This is a genomic window from Halomonas sp. HK25 (genome assembly GCF_047795635.1).
GTDB lineage: Bacteria > Pseudomonadota > Gammaproteobacteria > Pseudomonadales > Halomonadaceae > Halomonas.
Genome location: NZ_CP181044.1, coordinates 1683857 through 1701305 on the forward strand (window position 1 = coordinate 1683857; position 17449 = coordinate 1701305).

Below are 17449 nucleotides of genomic sequence, written 5' to 3' on the forward strand. Positions count from 1 at the left end.
GGCATGTGCAATAACGACCCCGACCGGCCAGCGAGTGACGCCGTAGATAGCCCGGAGAGACGCGGCCGCTTTATCACCCTGGAAGGGGGCGAGGGGGTCGGCAAGTCCACCAACCTGGCTCGGGTCGTCGCCTGGCTCGAGGCCCGTGGCCTCGAGGTGGTGCAGACCCGAGAACCCGGCGGCACCGCGCGAGCCGAGGCGATCCGCGCGCAGCTCCTCGACCCGAGCGTCAAGGAGCCGCTGGACGCCGACGCCGAACTGCTGCTGGTCTTTGCCGCCCGGGCCCAGCACCTGGCGCGGGTGATTCGTCCGGCGCTGGCGCGCGGCGCCTGGGTGGTCTGCGACCGCTTCACCGACGCCACCTTCGCCTACCAGGGCGGGGGACGCGGCATCGACCCCGCGCGCATCGCCGAGCTGGAGGGCTTCGTGCAGCGGGGCCTCGTCCCCGACCTTACGCTACTGCTGGACATGCCCATCGAGGCCGCCAGGGAGCGCCTGGTCGAGCGCGGCGGAGCCCCGGATCGCTTCGAGCGCGAGCGCGGTGAGTTCTTCACGGCGGTGCGCCAGGCCTACCTGGCCCGCGCCGCCGCCGACCCCGAGCGCATCGTCGTGGTGGACGCCTCGCGCCCCCTGGCACAGGTGAGCGAGCAGATCCGCGGCATCCTGGAAACGCGGGTGGCGGCATGGCGGTAGCGTCTGCGGCCCCGTCACTGCAGCCGCTGCCCTGGCTGCGCCCGCGCTTCGCCGAGCTGGTACGCCTGGCCGACGCGGGCCGGCTGCCCCATGCGCTGCTGATCTCGGGGCCACGCGGGGTGGGCAAGCGCTCCCTGGCCGACGCCCTGGTCGCGCGTACCCTGTGCGCCGCCCCGGGCGAGAGCGCCTGCGGCGCCTGCCACGGCTGCAGCATGCTGGCATCGGGCTACCACCCGGATCTTCTGCGGGTGGCGCCGGAGGAGGGCAAGCGCCAGATTCGCATCGATGTCATCCGCGAGGTCAACGCCTTCGTGGCCCAGACTCCTCAGCAGGGCGGCTACCGGGTGATCCTCATCGCCCCGGCGGAGGCCATGAACCTGGCCGCCGCCAACGCCTTGCTCAAGAGCCTGGAGGAGCCGGGTGAGCGCACCCTGTTCGTGCTGCTCGCCGATATTCCCTCTCGCCTGTTGCCCACTATCCGCTCGCGCTGCCAGCACTGGGGCCTGGCGGTGCCTGACGAGGCGGCCTGCCTGCCCTGGCTGACGGAGCGCCTGGGCGACGACCAGGAGGCGCGTTTCTGGCTGGGGCTCGCCGGCGGCCTGCCGCTGGCGGCCCTGGCCCAGGCCGAGCCAGCCTCCCGTGCGCTGCGCCAGCAGCTGCTCGAGACGTTCGAGGCGCTGGTGCGCGGCGCCGAGCCGGTGGCCGAGGCCGCCCGCCTGGATCGCCAGTCGGTGGAGGCGATCCTGTGGTACGGTATTGCCTGGCTGGAGGACCTGATCCGGCTGGGGCTCTCGGGAGAGCCCCGAGAGTTGCGTAATCCCGATCTGCTGCCGCTCTACCGTCAAGCGGTGAAGAATGCCCGGGTGCGTGACTGGTTCCGCCTGCTCGACTACGCCCGGGAACAGCGTCGCCTGCTTGCCGCGGGCGGCAATCCCAATCCCCAGCTGGTGCTGGAAGCCTGGCTGGTGCGCTGGTCCGCGCTGCTGCGCTCGTGAACGAGGAGAGGCCCATGGCTGCCCAGAAGGCGCTGTCGCTGAACATCCAGGACATCCAGACCCTGCTCTCGGCCTACATGCCGATGCTCGAGCGGGGGGGCATTTTCGTGCCCACCCGGGAGCGCTACGAGCTGGGCCAGGAGATCTATCTGCTGCTCACCCTGCCCGGCGAGAGCGACCGGGCGCCGGTCACCGGCCAGGTGGTTTGGGTCTCCCCGGAGGGGGTCAGCGGCCGGCGCATGCCCGGCGTCGGTATCCACTTCAGCGCCGGTGACCAGGCGGTGCGCGATCGCGTCGAGAACCTGCTGGCCGGCCACCTGGACAAGGGTGCGCCGACCTATACGCTCTAACCAAGGACCCTCATGTTTGTCGACTCCCACTGCCATCTTGACCGCCTCGACCCCGCAACCCACGGTGGTGATCTCGCCACCACGCTGGACGCCGCCCGTGCCCGCGGGGTGAAGCAGTTCCTGGCCATCGGCGTGACCCTGGAGGCACTGCCGGGCATCGCCGCCATCGCCCGCGAGCATGATGACGTGGTGATCTCCGCCGGGGTGCACCCGCTGCACAGTGTCGCCGAGGAGCCGAACCTCGAAGCGATCAAGGCGGCTGCCGAGCGCTTCGGCGCCGTGGCCATCGGTGAGTGCGGTCTGGACTATCATTACCTGGAGACGTCCCCGGACAAGGTGCCCTCCCGAGAGGTGCAGCGCGAGCGCTTTCGTCGCCAACTGATCGTCGCCACCGAGTTGGCGCTGCCGGTGATCATTCACACTCGCAAGGCCCGCGACGAGACCCTGGCGCTGATCCGCGAGCACACCGACCCGACCATCGGCGGCGTGCTGCACTGCTTCACCGAGGACCTGGGCATGGCCCGGGAGGCGGTGCGCCACGGCTTCTACATCTCGCTGTCCGGCATCGTCACCTTCCGCAACGCCGAGGCGCTGCGCGAGGTGGCCCGCAAGGTGCCGCTGGATCGTCTGCTGATCGAGACCGACAGCCCCTACCTCGCGCCGGTGCCCCACCGCGGCAAGCCCAACGAGCCGGCCTGGGTAGTGGAGGTGGCCGAGTGCATTGCCGCCGAGCGCGGCATCAGCGTGGAGGAGGTCGCCATGCAGACCACCGCCAACTTCTATCGCCTGTTCCGCGCCGCGGCTCCCGAGGCCCCCGCCGAGACGCGCGAGGCGCTACGCGGTGCGGGCCTGCTGGGCTGATTCACCGCAACGCAGGAGCCGCTATGAACCTCGACCCGCTGCTGGCCCATATCGATCCCGAGGGTGAGATTCCCCCGGTGGACCGCTGGCATCCCGAGCATGCTGGCGAGATGGATCTGGTGATCGTCGCCGATGGCCGCTGGATCCACGAGGGCACCGCCATCGCTCGACCCCGCCTGGTGCGGCTGCTCTCGACGATTTTGCGCCGCGAGCCCAACGGCCGCCATGCGCTGGTCACCCCCGCCGAGAAGCAGTTTATCCGGGTGGAGGATCGCCCCTTCCTGGTGGTGGATGCCGAACCCGACGCCGAGGGCCGCTGGTGGCTGACCACCAACGTGGGCGACCGCCTGGCGCTGGGCGAGGACCACTGCCTGTCGCTGAGCGAGACCCCCGCCGGCGAGACGGTGCCCGAGGTGACGGTGCGCTTCGGCCTGGCCGCGCGACTGGGCCGCAATGTCTACTACCGCCTGGTGGACATGGCCGAACGCCGCCCGCTGCCCGGCGGCGGCGAGGAGCTTGGCCTGTTCAGCGCCGGTGTCTGGCAGCCCCTGGGGCGGCTGGACGACGGCGAGACGGCGTGAGGCTCACCCCCGAACAGCGTGCCGTGGTCGAGCACGCCGCCGGCCACGCCCGGGTCGCCGCCGTGGCGGGTTCCGGCAAGACCACCACCATGGTGGCCCGGGTGCTGCATCTGCTGGCCCAGGGTGTGGCGCCCTCGCGCATCCTGGTGCTGATGTTCAACCGCTCGGCCCGGGAGGACTTCCAGGCGCGGCTCGCCGCCATGGCGCCCGCCGGGCAGCCGTTGCCCGACGTGCGCACCTTCCACTCCCTGGGCCACCGCCTCACCGCCAGCCTGACCCGTTGGGGAGCGCTGTCGCCGCGCCAGCTGCTGACCGCCGACTGGCAGGCCGAACGGCTGCTGCGCCAAGCCACTCAGCGTGCCCTGGGGGACGTCCCCGAGGCGGGGGAATCGTCCCTGGACGCCGAGCGTCTCGAGGCCCTGGCCCACTTCTGCGCCCTGGTGAAGGCCGAGATGATCCCGCCGGCGGAGCTCTACGCCCGGCTCGACTTCGGCGAGGCCACCGAGCACTTCGTGGCGGCCTTCGACTACGCCGAGGAGCTGCTGGCCGATCACGGCCTGATGGGCTACGCGGACCTGCTCTACCGACCGCTGCGCGCCCTGGAGGCAGACGACGCCTTGCGCGGCCGCGTCCAGGGCTTTCTCGATCACGTGATCATCGACGAGTACCAGGACATCAATGTCGCCCAGCAGCGCCTGCTGGCGATGCTGGCCGGCGATCGGGCCGAGGTGATGGCGGTGGGTGACGCCAACCAGTGCATCTACGAGTGGCGCGGTGCGCATCCGGATACCATGCTGGAGCGCTTCACCGCGACCTTCGGCGCCGCCATCGACTACCCGCTCTCCACCACCTTCCGCCACGGCCACGCCCTGGCGCTGGCCGCCAATCACGCCATCGAGGCCAACCGGCGCCGCCCCGACCAGCTCTGCCTGGCCGCCCCCGGCAACCCCCATACCCGGCTGGCCCAGGATCAGGGCAGCCGCGCCCTGCTCGAGGCCCTGGCGGCCTGGCAGGCGGCCGGCCGGCCGCCGAGCGAGGCCTGCGTGCTGGTGCGCAGCTGGTCGCTGTCGGTACCGCTGCAGCTGGCGCTGCTCCGAGAGGGGATTCCCTTCCGGCTCTCCCGTGAGGACCGCTTCGTGTTTCGCCTGCCGCTGGTGCAGGCCCTGGCCGGCTACCTGCGACTGGCCCGCGAGCCGGCCCTGCTGAAGGACCCCGCCCACCTGGTGCTGCTGCTGAGCCAGCCGACCCCCTTCGTGGCCCGGGAGCGACTGGTGCGCCTCGCCACCATCCTGGCCGACACCCAGCGCTGGCCGGAGCGCCATGACCCGCTGCTGGCCGGTCTCAAGCCCCATCAGCAGCGCACCCTCAGGAAGCGCTGGGCGCTGCTCTGCGAGCTGCCCAGACGCTCGGCCTGGCCGCCGGCGCGACTGCTCGAGCATGTGGTGGAGGCGGTGGAGGCCGAGAAGGTGCTCAAGCGCGCCGCGGCCCGGCGCGACAAGGGCGAGGAGGACGTGCGCCTGCTCGACGTGCTGCTGAAGCAGGCCGCGGAGCTTGGCAACGACCCGGAGGCCTTCATCGAACTGCTGCAGCGGCCGGTGCAGAGCGATGCAGACGGCGTGCTGATCACCACGGTGCACGGCGCCAAGGGGCTGGAGTGGCCGCTGGTGGCGCTGGCCGGCGTCAACGAGCAGGACTTTCCCCACTACAGTCGCGACAGCCCCCTGACGGCCCAGCGTCTCGAAGAGGAGCGCCGGCTCTTCTACGTGGCCATCACCCGGGCCCGGGAGCGGCTGCTGCTGCTTCACGACGCCGGCGATCATCGGCCGAGCCGCTTCCTGGCCGAGAGCGCCTGGGAGGAGTGCCAGCGGGTGGCCGAGCGGCTGAGCGAGCGTCCGGAGGGGCAGGCCGCTGATGCGGGGGCACCGCTGTTGGTGACGCGGCCGCCCCTGGTGGAGCGTTACCTGACAAGGCTTGGTACCTCGTTGCCGCTGATGCCGGCGGCGGCCTCGGGGGTGGCTGAGGCCGCCGGTGACTATCGCACCTTCGACGTGGGGCAGCGGCTGCGCCATGCTGTCTTCGGTGATGGCGAGATCGACCTGGTGGAGGGCGACCCGGACAACCCGGTGATCGAAGTGTGCTTTCGCCACGCCGGTCGTCGGCGGCTGATCGCGCGCCGGGCGCCCATCGAACTGCTTGAAGGAGACCGCGCATGAGCTCCCCCCTGATCACCGCTGCCGAACTGGCCGAGGCCCTCGACAGCCGCCTGCCACCGCGTCTGCTTGACTGCCGCGCCCGGTTGGGCGACCCCGATGCCGGCCACACCCTGTGGTGGGAGGCTCACCTGCCCGGCAGCGTCCACCTGGATCTGGATCGCGACCTGGCGGGGCCGCCGGGGCGGGGAGGGCGCCACCCGCTGCCGCTCCCCCAGGCGTTTACCGCCACCCTGCAGCGGCTGGGCATCACGCCAGAATTGCCGGTGGTGCTTTACGACGACATGGGTGGCCAGCTTGCCGCGGCGCGGGCCTGGTGGATGCTGGTCTGCTGGGCAGGACACCCTGACGTGCGCGTCTTCGACGGCGGCATCAAGGCCTGGCTGGGTGCGGGAGAGGAACTCGCCGAGGGGGATCACGCTGCACCCCATGCCAGCCGCTGGGTGCCGACGTTCCATGACGAGCAGTGGGTAGACGCCGCTCGGCTGCCGACGATCAGGGCGCTGCTCCTGGATGCCCGCAGCCGCGAGCGCTTCCGCGGCGACGCCGAGCCCATCGATCCGGTGGCAGGGCATATTCCCGGCGCTGTGTGTCGCCCCAGCGCAGATAACTTGACCCCCTATGGTCGCTTCAAGCCGGCCAACCAGCTCGCCGCCGAACTCCCTGAGGCCGAGGCGGTGGTCGCCTACTGCGGCTCCGGCGTCACCGCCTGCCACACCATCCTCGCCTACGCCGTGGCCGGACGTCCCCTGCCGCGGCTCTACCCGGGTTCCTGGAGCGAGTGGATCCGCGACCCCGCCCGGCCGGTGGCGCGGGGCGATTAGGCAGCCACCGCCGTTGCCACTACCCTTAGCCTGAGCAGGTCAGGGAAGCCACCCCAATGAATTTCGCACTGATCGGCGCCGCCGGCTATATCGCCCCGCGCCACATGCAGGCCATCAAGGCGACCGGCCATGAGCTGGTCGCGGCCTACGACATCAACGACTCGGTGGGGATCATCGACTCCATCTCCACTGACTGCGCCTTCTTCACCGAATTCGAATATTTCCTCGAGCACGCCTGGCGGCTGCGGCGTCGGGGCGAGGGGGCGTTGGACTACATGGTGGTCTGCTCCCCCAACCATCTGCACAGCGCCCATATCGTTGCCGGCCTGCAGCTGGGCTGCGACGTCATCTGCGAGAAGCCGCTGGTGCCTACCCCCGAACAACTCGACGAGCTGCGTCTCGTCGAGCAGGAGACCGGTCGCAGCGTCTACAGCATCATGCAACTGCGCCACCATCCGGCTATCCACGAGCTGCGCGACAAGGTGATGGGCGAGGCGCGCGACGGCAAGTACGACGTGGAGCTCACCTATATCACCGCCCGCGGCCCCTGGTACCTGGCGAGCTGGAAGGGGGATCCGCGCAAGTCATTCGGGGTGGTGGCCGAGATAGGCATTCACTTCTTCGACATGCTGCATCAGATCTTCGGCGAGCTCGAGAATCATGTACTGCACTATAGCGATGACCACAAGGCCGCCGGCTACCTGGAGTATGAGAAGGCCAGGGTGCGCTGGTTTCTCTCCATCGACGAGCAGGACCTGCCGGATTCGGTGCGTGGGCGCCAGTCGACCTATCGCAGCATTACCTGCAACGAGGAACTCTTCGAGTTCTCCAGCGGCTTCACCGATCTCCATACCGTGAGCTATCGCGAGATCCTGTCGGGTCGCGGCTTCGATATCGAGACCGTGCGGCACTGCCTGGAAACCGTCCATACCATCCGCATGGCGAAGCCGGAACCACCTCGCGACGCTGAGGGCCATCCTCGCCTGCTGTCCTTGGGCATCGTCTCGGCGATCTGACGAAGAGGGAAGGATTGGATGGACTTCATCGATCTCGCCGCCCAACAGGCACGACTCAAGCCACGTCTCGATGCGGCCATTCAGGCTGTGCTGGCCCACGGTCGCTATGTGCTGGGGCCGGAGGTAGAGGCGCTGGAGCAGGCGTTGGCACGGCGGGTGGCGGTGGACCATTGCATCGCCTGTGCCAGCGGTACCGACGCCCTGCAGCTCGCCCTGCGCGGGCTGGGCATCGGCCGAGGGGACGAGGTGATCGTGCCCGGCTTCAGCTTCGTCGCGACCGCCAGCAGCGTGGCGCTCGTCGGGGCGCGGCCGGTCTACGTCGACATCGAGCAGGAGACTGGTCTGATCGACCCGGAACGGGTCGCGGCGGCCATCACGCCGCGCACCCGGGCCATCATGCCGGTCTCGCTGTTCGGCCAGTGCGCCGACATGGCGCGTCTCGGCGCCCTGGCCGAGGCCCATGGGCTGGCGGTGTTGGAGGATGCCGCCCAGAGCCTGGGTGCTACCCACCATGGCCGCCCCTCCTGCAGCTTGAGTCGGGTGGCGGCCACCAGCTTCTTCCCCAGCAAGCCACTGGGGGCCTACGGCGACGGTGGCGCGCTGTTCACCGACGACGAGGACCTGGCCGCTCACCTGCGCAGCCTGGCCCACCACGGCGAGACGGCGCGCTATTACCACCAGCACCTGGGCCTCAATAGCCGCCTGGATACCCTCCAGGCGGCGATCCTGCTGGTCAAGCTGGAATGCTTCGACGAGGAGCTCGAAATGCGCCGCGCGGCGGCGGCGCGCTACGATCGACTGCTGGGCGAGCTGCTGGTGATCCCGCTGCGGCTGATGCCGGGCAACCTCAGCGCCCATGCCCAGTACAGTCTCCTGCTCGATGACCGGGAGGGGGTCCGGGCGCGCCTGGCCGAGGCGGGCATCCCCACCGCGGTGCACTATGCCATTCCTCTCCATCGCCAGCCGGCGCTGGCCGATCCCCGCTGTCGGCTACCGGTCTGCGAGACGGTTTGCGAGCGGATCCTCAGCCTGCCGATGCACCCCTATCTGAAGCCGGCCCAGCAGGAGCGCGTGGTGGAGGCGCTACGCCAGGCTTTGCCTGGAGTTTGAAGAGCGGGGCTTCGCGCCTGGAAGCTTGAAGCTGGAAGAAAACCCTACCCGGCTCCGCCGGGAGCCGTAAGCCAAAAAAAAAGCCACTGGCACAGCCAGTGGCGAGGGTTTTTCCTGTAGTACATGGCTTCGAGCTCCCGGCGAAGCCGGGTTACATATTCGGATAGTTGGGCCCACCGCCACCCTCGGGCGCCACCCAGGTGATGTTCTGGGCCGGGTCCTTGATATCGCAGGTCTTGCAGTGCACGCAGTTCTGGAAGTTGATCTGGAACTGCGGCTTGCCGTCGTCCCCCTCGATCACCTCGTAGACCCCCGCCGGGCAGTAGCGCTGGGCCGGCTCGGCATACTCGGGCAGGTTGTCGCGGATCGGCAGTTCCGGGTCGGCCAGCTTCAGGTGGCAGGGCTGATCCTCCTCGTGGTTGGTGTTCGACAGGAACACCGAGGAGAGCTTGTCGAAGGAGAGCTTGCCGTCGGGCTTGGGGTAGTCGATCTTCTCGCACTCGCCGGCGGGTTTGAGGGTCGCGTGGTCCGCGGTCGTGTCATGGACGTTGGGCAGCTTGCCGCCGAGCAGTTGGTTGACGAAGTTGTAGGCGCCGCCGCCCATGGTGCCGTACTTGTGGATCGCCGGGCCGAAGCTCGCGCTCTCCTTGAGCTCGGCATAGGCCCAGCTCGCCTCCCACTGCTCGGTGAAGGTGCTCAGCTCCTGGCCACCCTCGTCGCCCTTGGCCACCGCCTCGAACACCGCCTCGGCGGCCACCAGGCCGGACTTCATGGCGGTATGCAGACCCTTGATCTTGGCGAAATTGAGGGTGCCGGCGTCGCAGCCGATCAGCAGGCCACCGGGGAAGGTCATCTTGGGCAGGCAGTTGAGCCCCCCCTTGGTGATGGCCCGGGCGCCGTAGGCGATGCGCTTGCCCCCTTCCAGGTGCTGCTTGAGCACCGGGTGGTGCTTCATGCGCTGGAACTCGTCGAAGGGCGACAGCCAGGGGTTCTGGTAGGAGAGGTCCATGATCAGGCCGACCACTACCTGCTGATTCTCGGCGTGGTAGAGGAACCAGCCGCCGTGGGTGTGCTTGTCCAGCGGCCAGCCGGAGCCGTGCAGCACCAGGCCGGGGTCGTGCTGCTCGGCGGGGATGTCCCACAGCTCCTTCAAGCCGATGCCGTAGTGCTGGGGGTCCTTGCCGGCGTCGAGGTCGTAGTCCTGGATCAGCCGCTTGCCCAGGTGGCCGCGGGCGCCCTCGGCGAACAGGGTGTACTTGGCGCGCAGCTCCATGCCCGGCATGTAGCTGTCCTTGGGCTGGCCGTCGGTGCCCACGCCCATGTCGCCGATCAGGATGCCCTTGACCACGCCCTCCTCGACGATCGCCTCCTGGGCGGCGAAGCCGGGGAAGATCTCCACGCCCAGCCCCTCGGCCTGCTCGGCCAGCCAGCGGCAGAGGTTGCCGGCGCTGATCACATAGCGGGTGCGCTCTCCACCATCGGTCTGGCCGCCGGTGTTATGCATGCTCTTGGGTACCAGGGCGTTGGGCAGCTTCTGGGCCTTCTCGGCATCCTTGAGCAGGTAGAGCTCGTCGCGGATGGCCGGGGTGGTCAGCGGCGCGCCGCGCTCCTCCCAGTCGGGGAACAGCTCCTGGAGGGCGCGGGGCTCGAAGACAGCCCCGGAGAGGATATGGGCGCCCACCTCGGAACCCTTCTCCACCACGCACACCGTCAGCTCCTGATCGGCCTCGTTGGCCTGCTGCATCAGTCGGCACGCGGCGGCCAGGCCTGAGGGCCCGGCGCCGACGATCACTACATCAAAGTCCATTGAATCGCGTTCTACTTGTTCCACCTGCGTCTCCTCCCTCGCTTCGCTGCCGATGGTTTGCCACCAACCTCGAAAGCAATTAAAACGGTCGTTTGCTTCTAGCCTATTCCCATGATAGGCATAATAGCGGATTCAGGTCACCCCCTCGATGCGTTCGGACCCATGAGGTGGGCGTCCTAACGTGGGATTGTTGCCATGGGTCCGGCTATGGCACATTGACAGGGTTTTTCGATGCGGCGCCTATCAAACGCTCGCATGAAACATATAAGGGCATGCCGCGCCGTTCTATGCGGCCCGTTTCAGGAAGGTGCGGACGGCAATGTCGCACCAGACACCAAGCGAGGACACCATGAAAGTACTCGTCGCGGTCAAACGCGTCATCGACTACAACGTCAAGATCCGGGTCAAGCCGGATCATTCCGACGTCGACCTCACCAACGTCAAGATGGCCATGAACCCTTTCTGCGAGATTGCCGTGGAAGAGGCGGTGCGCCTGAAGGAGCGTGGCGTGGCCACCGAGATCGTCGTCGTCACCGTCGGCCCCAAGGCCGCCCAGGAGCAGTTGCGCACCGCCCTGGCGCTGGGCGCCGATCGCGCCATTCACGTCGAGACCGACGAGCGCGTCGAGTCCCTGGGCGCCGCCAAGGCGCTGGCCAAGCTGGTCGAGGACGAGCAGCCGGGCCTGGTGATCCTCGGCAAGCAGGCCATCGACACCGACAACAACCAGACCGGCCAGATGCTCGCCGCCCTGACTGGCCTGCCCCAGGGCACCTTCGCCTCCGAGGTCGTGGTAGAGGGGGACAAGCTCAAGGTCACCCGCGAGGTGGACGGCGGCCTGCAGACCATCGAGCTGAGCCTGCCGGCCATCGTCACCACCGACCTGCGCCTGAATGAGCCGCGCTACGCCAAGCTGCCCGACATCATGAAGGCCAAGAAGAAGCCGATGGACGTCAAGACCCCGGCGGATCTGGGCATCTCGGTGGCCTCGAAGGTCACGCTGCTCAAGGTCGAGCCGCCGGCCGAGCGCCAGGGCGGCGTCAAGGTGGGCTCCGTGGACGAGCTGATCGACAAACTCAAGAACGAAGCCAAAGTGCTTTGACAACAGTGCTTTGAGAGGAGCTGATTTCATGAGCATTCTGGTACTCGCGGAACATCACGACGGCGCCCTGGCTGGCGCCACCGCCCATGTGGTCGCCGCGGCCCAGGCCATTGGCGGCGATATCCACGTGCTGGTCGCCGGCGAGAACCTCGGCGCCATCGCCGAGGCCGCCGCGAAGCTCGACGGCGTGGCCAAGGTCCGCGTGGCCGATCACGCCGCCTACGCCCACCTGCTGGCCGAGCCCACCGCGGCGCTGATCGCGGAGCTGGTCGGCGATTACACCCACCTGCTGGCGGCCGCCTCCACCACCGGCAAGAACGTGCTGCCGCGGGTGGCCGCGCTGCGCGACGTGGGGCAGATCTCCGAGATCATCGCCGTCGACGCCCCGGACACCTTCAAGCGCCCGATCTACGCCGGCAACGCCATCGCCACGGTGCAGAGCGAGGACGCCCTCAAGGTGATCACCGTGCGCACCACCGGCTTCGATGCCGTGGCTGAGGGTGGCAGTGCCGCCATCGAGACGGTGGACTTCGTCGCCGACAACGCCCAGTCCACCTTCGTCAAGGAAGAGCTGGCCAAGTCCGACCGTCCCGAGCTGGGCGCGGCCAAGGTGGTGATCTCCGGTGGCCGCGGCATGGGCAGCGGCGAGAACTTCAAGCTGCTCGACGGTATCGCCGACAAGCTGGGGGCGGCCATCGGCGCCTCGCGCGCCGCGGTGGATGCCGGCTTCGTGCCCAACGACATGCAGGTGGGCCAGACCGGCAAGATCGTCGCCCCGGAGCTCTACATCGCCGTGGGCATCTCGGGGGCCATCCAGCACCTGGCTGGCATGAAGGACTCCAAGGTGATCGTCGCCATCAACAAGGACGAGGAGGCGCCGATCTTCCAGGTGGCCGACTATGGACTCGTTGCGGATCTCTTCCAGGCCCTGCCGGAGCTGGAAAGCAAGCTGTAACGCTTAGCGTCGACGGACATGTCGAACACGCCGTTGCCGGCCCTCGAACGGGGGCCGGTTTTTTATGCGTCGCCGCTTGGATAGAATAGAGAATCATTTGCAATAAAAGTGCGATTGATCTGGCCCATCGCAGGGGAGCTCCCCATGGGGGAAGGTCACGCCAACCGCAGTTTCGGGAGACGAGGGTGAACGAGCGCAGAAGAGTATCGACGGCGAGTCGCTGGGTCGGGGCCGCCTGCCTGTGCCTGTCCCTGCTGATGACATCAGGCATGGCCAGTGCACAGTCGCCGGAAGACACGGGCCCGGCGCTCGAGCCCGGCGCCCTTGGCCTGGCCCTACCACTGGCCGCCGAGATGGCACGCAGCCTGGAGGCCCTGGAGGCCTTTATCAGCGGTGATCTGCCGTTCCTGGCCGAGCAGCGCCGGGCGCGGGTGGTCGACCTGCGCGAGGCGCTGGCCGCCGACCCGCTGCTGGCCCATGAGCAGTGGCAGGCGCTGGTGTCCGCCTGGCGCCAGGAGCTGGCCTATGGGCGCGAGATCGACAGCTGGCGGGGGCTGCTGTTGGGCGACGCCTCCCGAGAGGTGGACTACCTGCGACTGGGCCGAGTCGGGCTCTACTTCCTGACCCCGGACGGCCGCGAGGGGGGCGTCTGGTCCCTGATCGAGGCGGGCTGGCTGCCCCTGGAGGGAGCCGAGCTGGCCGAGCTGCGCAAGGGGCTGGCCATCGCCCGGGAGCGCCGCGCACCGGAGCTGCTGACCTTGCCCGTCTCCCTGGCGCCCCATGTCGATGACGCCGGCGCAACTCCCCAGCCGCCGCTGCCCATGGCCGTGGGCGTCGACGGTGGCGTCGACGTCGAGCTGCTGGAACGGGTGGGTCGCCAGGTCGGCGAACTGCGTGACGGCCTCTCCGAGAGCTGGCTGCGCCTGGGTAGCGGGCTCGAGCCGCCGGCGCGACCCGGTGGAGAAATGAGTGGCATCGAGGCAGGCGCGGCCCTGCTGCGTGGGCTCGAAGCCTGGACCGAGGAGAGCGGGCGCTGGCGGCGCTTCGAGGCGCCGGTGGCCGATGTCACGGGCCGCATCACCACGCGTGAGGTCGCGCGCCTGGGTGATCTGCTGGCCTTCGGTGGCGGCGATCTCCTGCGCCGTGGCGCCTTCGAGAATGGCGAAACCCCGCGTCTAGCGGTGGTCGAGGGGCTCTCCACCGAGCAGCGCGCCCGCCTGGCGGGGGCCTGGTCCGGCCAGGGGGCGCTGCTGCTGGATCCCACCTCAGGCCGGCTGCTGGACGCCCTGTCGGCCCAGCCCTCCCTGGTGGAGCGCTTCCACCAGGGAGGCGCGGTGGGGTATGTGGTGGTGACGCTGGGGGGGCTCGGCCTGCTCGCCGCGCTGATTCAGTACGCCTACCTGCTGGGGGTCAGCCTGCGACTGCGCCGTCAGCTGCGCAATCCCGAGGCACTGAACCATGACAACCCCCTGGGGCGTGTGCTGGGCCGCTTTGCCACCCTGTCCGATGGCCTGCCGCCCGAGGCCCTGGAGGCGCGCCTGGATGAGGCGCTGCTGGCGGAACTGCCGCGCCTGGAACGGGGCCAGGGGCTGGTCAAGCTGCTGGCCGCCGTGGCGCCATTGCTGGGCCTGCTGGGCACCGTCACCGGGATGATCGTCACCTTCCAGGCGATCACGGTGTTCGGCACCGGCGACCCGCAGCTGATGGCCGGCGGGATCAGCCAGGCGCTGGTCACCACGGTGCTGGGCCTGATCACCGCGGTGCCGCTGCTGTTCGCCCATACCGCGCTGGTCAGCCGCAGCCGAGGCCTGGTCGGCCTGCTGGAGGGGCACGCCAGCGCGGCCCTGGCCGAACACCTGGAGGCGCGCTCCGTTCCTCTCAACGCCCCGTCCCGAGAATCCCATGCCCTTTCCACCTGATGCCGGGTGGGCCTGGGCCGCGCCGCTGCAGCGCCTGGTGGAGTCGGGTGGGGCGGTGCTGGTGGGCATCATGCTGGTGGCCGCGCTGCTCTTCGCCCTGACCCTGGAGCGCTGGTGGTACTTCCGGGTCACCTGGCGAGCGGAGCGCCGCGCCCTGCTGCGGCGCTGGTCGGCCCGCCGCGACCACGCGAGCTGGAGCGCCCGCACCCTGCGTGAGGTCTGGACCGACGAGCTGGTGGCCCGGCTGCGCCGCCCGCTGTCGTGGATGAAGTTGCTGGTGGCGCTCTGTCCGCTGCTCGGCCTGCTGGGTACCGTGACCGGCATGATCGTGGTGTTCGACGGCCTGGCGCTCAGCGAGACCCACCAGGCCAGGGCCATGGCCGAGGGCGTCGCTCGTGCCACTCTGCCCACCCTGGCCGGCATGGCCGTGGCGGTGGCAGGCCTGCTGGCCACCACGCGCCTGGAAGGCATCATTCGGCGCGAGCGCCAGCGGCTGCACGACCGCCTGGCCCGTGCCGTCGACGAGAAGGGAGAGGAGAGGGATGCGTAGACGCCGCCTGGAGGCCGACAGCGAGGCCAGTGAAGTGAATCTCACGCCGATGCTCGACGTGGTCTTCATCATGCTGATCTTCTTTATCGTCACCACCAGCTTCATCAAGGAAAGCGGGGTGGAGATCGAGCGCCCCGAATCCAGCGCCGCTACCCCCAGGCCGGAGGCCCAGGTGATGGTGGCCCTGACCCCGGAGGGGGCGGTGTGGGTCGATGGCCGGCCGGTGGACCTGCATCGGGTCGGCACCGAAGTGGCCGGGCTGCTCGGCGGCGACGGCGGCGTGGTGATCCAGGCCGATCGCCGGGCCACCACCGGGCTGCTGGTGGAGGTCATGGACCGGCTGCGCGAGGCGGGCGTCGAAGACATGGCGGTGGCCGCTAGCCGGGGCGGCGAATGATTCGGCTGGTACTCTCCGCCCTGGGCGGTACTGCCATGGCCGTGGGGCTGTTCTGGCTGCTAGCGCTGCTGGTGACGCCGCCGGTGGAGGAGGTGGCGCCGCTGGAGATGGCGATGCCGCTGCAGATGGCGTCGATGGCGGAGGTCGCCGAGGAAGCCGAGCAAGCCGAGCAAGCCGACCTGGCGCCTGAGGACGCCTCAGAATCGGTGGCGTCACCCGCGGAGCCTGTCGAAAGCGACCCTGTCGAAAGCGCCGTGGCCGAACCGGCGCCCTTGCCGGAAGAGGCCGAGGCCGTGAGCCTGCCGGAGCCAGTGACCGAGCCCACGCCGGAGCCCACGCCTGAGCCCACACCCGAACCAACGCCTGAGCCTGAACCAACGCCTGAGCCTGAACCAACGCCTGAGCCTGAACCAACGCCTGAGCCCACACCCGAACCCACGCCGGAGCCGGCGCCCGAGCCTCAGTCATCGCCGGTCGCCGAGCCCGTCGAAGCGCCCCTGGCAGAGCATGCCCGGGAGAGGGTGTCGGACGAGGCCCGTGGAGAGCCAGCGGTCATTGACAGCGGGCCGGTGGAGGTGGGGGAGGCGTTACCGCTTAGCCGAGTGCCGCCCAGCTATCCACGGCGCGCCCAGCGCCGCGGGCTGGAGGGCCATGTGGAGCTGGAGTTCCTGATTCGCCCCGACGGCAGCGTCGACCGGTCCAGCATCCGGGTGCTGGACGCCCGGCCGCGCCGGGTGTTCGAGGAGGCCGCCGAGGAGGCGGTGGGGCAGTGGCGCTTCAAGGCCGACGGCCGCCTGCGCCGGGCCCGGCAGCGCCTGGAGTTCCTGCTGCGCTAGGCGCTCTTCGGCGCCAGGGCCTACAGACGGCTGGCAAGCAGGGCGGTCAATGCCTCGTCGCTGAGCACCAGGGGGTTGGTCGCCATGCTGCCGCCCCGGGCATTGGCGACCACCCGCGGCAGGTCGCTCTCCTGCATGCCGAATGCCCCCAGCCGTGGCATTTCCAGGCGGTGGGTCCAGTCTCGCAGGGTTGCCACCAGGGCGTCGCAGGCCAGGGGGTCCTCCCGTTCGGGCGAAGCGGCGAGCAGGCGCCCAGCGTGTGCGTATTTCACCAGCGCCTCGGGGTTTTCCGCACGTTCGCGCAGTGCCGCGATGTTCAGCGCGGTGGCCTCGGCCAGCAGGGTGCCGCAGACCACGCCATGGGGAGCGGGAAAGAAGGCGCCGAGCGGTGACGCCAGGCCGTGCACCGACCCCAGGCCCGCCTGGGCGAGGGTGATGCCGGAGATCAGCGAGGCATAGGCGAGATCGGGTCGCCCCTCCGGGTTCCCCTCCATGGCGCGCCAGAAGCCGCGCTGAAAGGCCTGCATGCCGGACCAGGCCAGCGCGTCCGTGAACGGGCTGGCGCCCGCGGAGACATAGGACTCCAGTAGCTGGGTAAAGGCGTCCATGCCGTTGGCGGCCAGCTGCTCCGCGGGACAGCCGGCCAGCAGGTCCGGGTCGACCACCGCGACGCGTGCCACCAGCCGGTCGTCCCGGAAGGACTTCTTGAAACCCTTGGGGCCCGGCTCGCTGAGCACGGCGTTGCGGGTGGCCTCGCTGCCGGTCCCCGCGGTGGTGGGAACGGCGATCAGCGGCACCGCGGGTCCGGGGTAGGGCAGACCCCGGCCAACTCCTTCCAGGTGATCCATGACCGAGGTCCCGGTGCGCAGCAGCCCGGCCACGGCCTTCCCGGCATCCAGGGCGCTGCCGCCGCCGATGGCCACCACGGCCTCGATCTCGGCCTCGCGGTGGCTCGCCACGATTTTATCCACGAGGCAGGGAGAGGGCTCCCCCGCGATGTTGACGTGATGCCAGGCCACCCCCTGCTCCCGCAGAGCCGCCTGGAGCTCGGGCCAGTGGGGGGAGTCGATGAAGGAGCGCCGGCCGGTGACCAGCAGGACGCGCCTGCCGTGTCGGGTGATCAGCGCAGGCAGGCGTGCCAGGGTCTGGCGGCCGAAGTGGATCTCGGGAAGCGGCGAAACGCGGAAGGGCGCGAGGCATGGGGCGTCCGGCATGGTGGCGATCCCTGGCGTGGTGGGCGGGACCC

General features: G+C 69.5%; 17 protein-coding genes. 15 read left to right on the forward strand and 2 right to left on the reverse strand.

Annotated features, from left to right (window positions below):
- The first annotated feature begins 3 nt into the window (after positions 1–3).
- From tmk to ACM26W_RS08135, 9 genes are read left to right on the forward strand one after another with little or no spacing between them, the layout of a single operon-like run.
- Positions 4–693, forward strand: a complete 690-nt coding sequence (tmk, locus tag ACM26W_RS08095; RefSeq protein ID WP_416140316.1) for a dTMP kinase — start codon at positions 4–6, stop codon at positions 691–693.
- Positions 684–1688, forward strand: coding sequence for a DNA polymerase III subunit delta' (locus ACM26W_RS08100; protein WP_416140317.1), 1005 nt, complete (start codon positions 684–686; stop codon positions 1686–1688). Before tmk ends, ACM26W_RS08100 begins: the two co-directional genes overlap by 10 nt.
- 14 nt (positions 1689–1702) lie before the next feature.
- Positions 1703–2038, forward strand: coding sequence for a PilZ domain-containing protein (locus ACM26W_RS08105; protein ID WP_416140318.1), 336 nt, complete (start codon positions 1703–1705; stop codon positions 2036–2038).
- Between the two features lie 12 nt (positions 2039–2050).
- On the forward strand, positions 2051–2899 hold the full coding sequence (locus tag ACM26W_RS08110; RefSeq protein ID WP_416140319.1) for a TatD family hydrolase: 849 nt from the start codon (positions 2051–2053) through the stop codon (positions 2897–2899).
- Between the two features lie 23 nt (positions 2900–2922).
- Positions 2923–3480 (forward strand): DUF1285 domain-containing protein, encoded by a 558-nt coding sequence (locus ACM26W_RS08115; RefSeq protein WP_416140320.1) that lies wholly within the window; start codon positions 2923–2925, stop codon positions 3478–3480.
- A complete protein-coding gene (locus ACM26W_RS08120; protein ID WP_416140321.1) occupies positions 3477–5693 on the forward strand; it encodes an ATP-dependent helicase in 2217 nt (738 codons plus the stop codon). The genes ACM26W_RS08115 and ACM26W_RS08120 overlap by 4 nt, the downstream gene beginning before the upstream one ends.
- Positions 5690–6514: a sulfurtransferase gene (locus tag ACM26W_RS08125; protein WP_416140322.1), complete on the forward strand. Its 825-nt coding sequence runs from the start codon at positions 5690–5692 to the stop codon at positions 6512–6514. Before ACM26W_RS08120 ends, ACM26W_RS08125 begins: the two co-directional genes overlap by 4 nt.
- A 56-nt stretch (positions 6515–6570) precedes the next feature.
- Positions 6571–7530 (forward strand): Gfo/Idh/MocA family oxidoreductase, encoded by a 960-nt coding sequence (locus ACM26W_RS08130; protein ID WP_416140323.1) that lies wholly within the window; start codon positions 6571–6573, stop codon positions 7528–7530.
- Positions 7531–7548: 18 nt separating this feature from the next.
- A complete protein-coding gene (locus ACM26W_RS08135; RefSeq protein WP_416140324.1) occupies positions 7549–8640 on the forward strand; it encodes a DegT/DnrJ/EryC1/StrS family aminotransferase in 1092 nt (363 codons plus the stop codon).
- Positions 8641–8791: 151 nt separating this feature from the next.
- Here ACM26W_RS08135 and ACM26W_RS08140 read toward each other — a convergent pair whose 3' ends face one another.
- Positions 8792–10471: an electron transfer flavoprotein-ubiquinone oxidoreductase gene (locus tag ACM26W_RS08140; protein ID WP_416140325.1), complete on the reverse strand. Its 1680-nt coding sequence runs from the start codon at positions 10469–10471 to the stop codon at positions 8792–8794.
- Positions 10472–10796: 325 nt separating this feature from the next.
- Here ACM26W_RS08140 and ACM26W_RS08145 point away from each other — a divergent pair, with 325 nt between their 5' ends.
- From ACM26W_RS08145 to ACM26W_RS08170, 6 genes are all read left to right on the forward strand, one after another.
- Positions 10797–11546 carry an electron transfer flavoprotein subunit beta/FixA family protein gene (locus ACM26W_RS08145; protein WP_416140326.1) on the forward strand — a complete coding sequence of 250 codons (750 nt, stop codon included), beginning with the start codon at positions 10797–10799 and terminating at the stop codon, positions 11544–11546.
- Positions 11547–11574: 28 nt separating this feature from the next.
- Positions 11575–12501, forward strand: coding sequence for an electron transfer flavoprotein subunit alpha/FixB family protein (locus ACM26W_RS08150; RefSeq protein WP_416140328.1), 927 nt, complete (start codon positions 11575–11577; stop codon positions 12499–12501).
- 185 nt (positions 12502–12686) lie between these two features.
- Complete coding sequence (locus ACM26W_RS08155; protein WP_416140329.1) at positions 12687–14420, forward strand: DUF3450 family protein; 1734 nt, start codon at positions 12687–12689, stop codon at positions 14418–14420.
- The gene (locus ACM26W_RS08160; RefSeq protein WP_416140330.1) at positions 14404–14970 is read left to right on the forward strand and encodes a MotA/TolQ/ExbB proton channel family protein; all 567 of its coding nucleotides are present in this window, start codon (positions 14404–14406) and stop codon (positions 14968–14970) included. The genes ACM26W_RS08155 and ACM26W_RS08160 overlap by 17 nt, the downstream gene beginning before the upstream one ends.
- Positions 14963–15367, forward strand: coding sequence for an ExbD/TolR family protein (locus tag ACM26W_RS08165; RefSeq protein ID WP_416140331.1), 405 nt, complete (start codon positions 14963–14965; stop codon positions 15365–15367). Before ACM26W_RS08160 ends, ACM26W_RS08165 begins: the two co-directional genes overlap by 8 nt.
- On the forward strand, positions 15364–16203 hold the full coding sequence (locus tag ACM26W_RS08170; RefSeq protein ID WP_416140332.1) for a TonB family protein: 840 nt from the start codon (positions 15364–15366) through the stop codon (positions 16201–16203). Before ACM26W_RS08165 ends, ACM26W_RS08170 begins: the two co-directional genes overlap by 4 nt.
- Before the next feature lie 20 nt (positions 16204–16223).
- Here the strand turns inward: ACM26W_RS08170 and ACM26W_RS08175 are convergent, their stop codons facing one another.
- Positions 16224–17417, reverse strand: a complete 1194-nt coding sequence (locus ACM26W_RS08175) for an iron-containing alcohol dehydrogenase (RefSeq protein WP_416140333.1) — start codon at positions 17415–17417, stop codon at positions 16224–16226.
- Between the last annotated feature and the right edge of the window lie 32 nt (positions 17418–17449).

What these genes read in the sequence shown, in the direction of transcription:
- tmk (WP_416140316.1), top strand. Translation starts at nt 4, where the DNA reads ATGTGCAATAACGACCCCGACCGGCCAGCGAGTGACGCCGTAGATAGC.
- ACM26W_RS08100 (WP_416140317.1), top strand. Translation starts at nt 684, where the DNA reads ATGGCGGTAGCGTCTGCGGCCCCGTCACTGCAGCCGCTGCCCTGGCTG.
- ACM26W_RS08105 (WP_416140318.1), top strand. Translation starts at nt 1,703, where the DNA reads ATGGCTGCCCAGAAGGCGCTGTCGCTGAACATCCAGGACATCCAGACC.
- ACM26W_RS08110 (WP_416140319.1), top strand. Translation starts at nt 2,051, where the DNA reads ATGTTTGTCGACTCCCACTGCCATCTTGACCGCCTCGACCCCGCAACC.
- ACM26W_RS08115 (WP_416140320.1), top strand. Translation starts at nt 2,923, where the DNA reads ATGAACCTCGACCCGCTGCTGGCCCATATCGATCCCGAGGGTGAGATT.
- ACM26W_RS08125 (WP_416140322.1), top strand. Translation starts at nt 5,690, where the DNA reads ATGAGCTCCCCCCTGATCACCGCTGCCGAACTGGCCGAGGCCCTCGAC.
- ACM26W_RS08130 (WP_416140323.1), top strand. Translation starts at nt 6,571, where the DNA reads ATGAATTTCGCACTGATCGGCGCCGCCGGCTATATCGCCCCGCGCCAC.
- ACM26W_RS08135 (WP_416140324.1), top strand. Translation starts at nt 7,549, where the DNA reads ATGGACTTCATCGATCTCGCCGCCCAACAGGCACGACTCAAGCCACGT.
- ACM26W_RS08145 (WP_416140326.1), top strand. Translation starts at nt 10,797, where the DNA reads ATGAAAGTACTCGTCGCGGTCAAACGCGTCATCGACTACAACGTCAAG.
- ACM26W_RS08150 (WP_416140328.1), top strand. Translation starts at nt 11,575, where the DNA reads ATGAGCATTCTGGTACTCGCGGAACATCACGACGGCGCCCTGGCTGGC.
- ACM26W_RS08160 (WP_416140330.1), top strand. Translation starts at nt 14,404, where the DNA reads ATGCCCTTTCCACCTGATGCCGGGTGGGCCTGGGCCGCGCCGCTGCAG.
- ACM26W_RS08165 (WP_416140331.1), top strand. Translation starts at nt 14,963, where the DNA reads ATGCGTAGACGCCGCCTGGAGGCCGACAGCGAGGCCAGTGAAGTGAAT.
- ACM26W_RS08170 (WP_416140332.1), top strand. Translation starts at nt 15,364, where the DNA reads ATGATTCGGCTGGTACTCTCCGCCCTGGGCGGTACTGCCATGGCCGTG.
- ACM26W_RS08175 (WP_416140333.1), bottom strand. Translation starts at nt 17,417, where the DNA reads ATGCCGGACGCCCCATGCCTCGCGCCCTTCCGCGTTTCGCCGCTTCCC.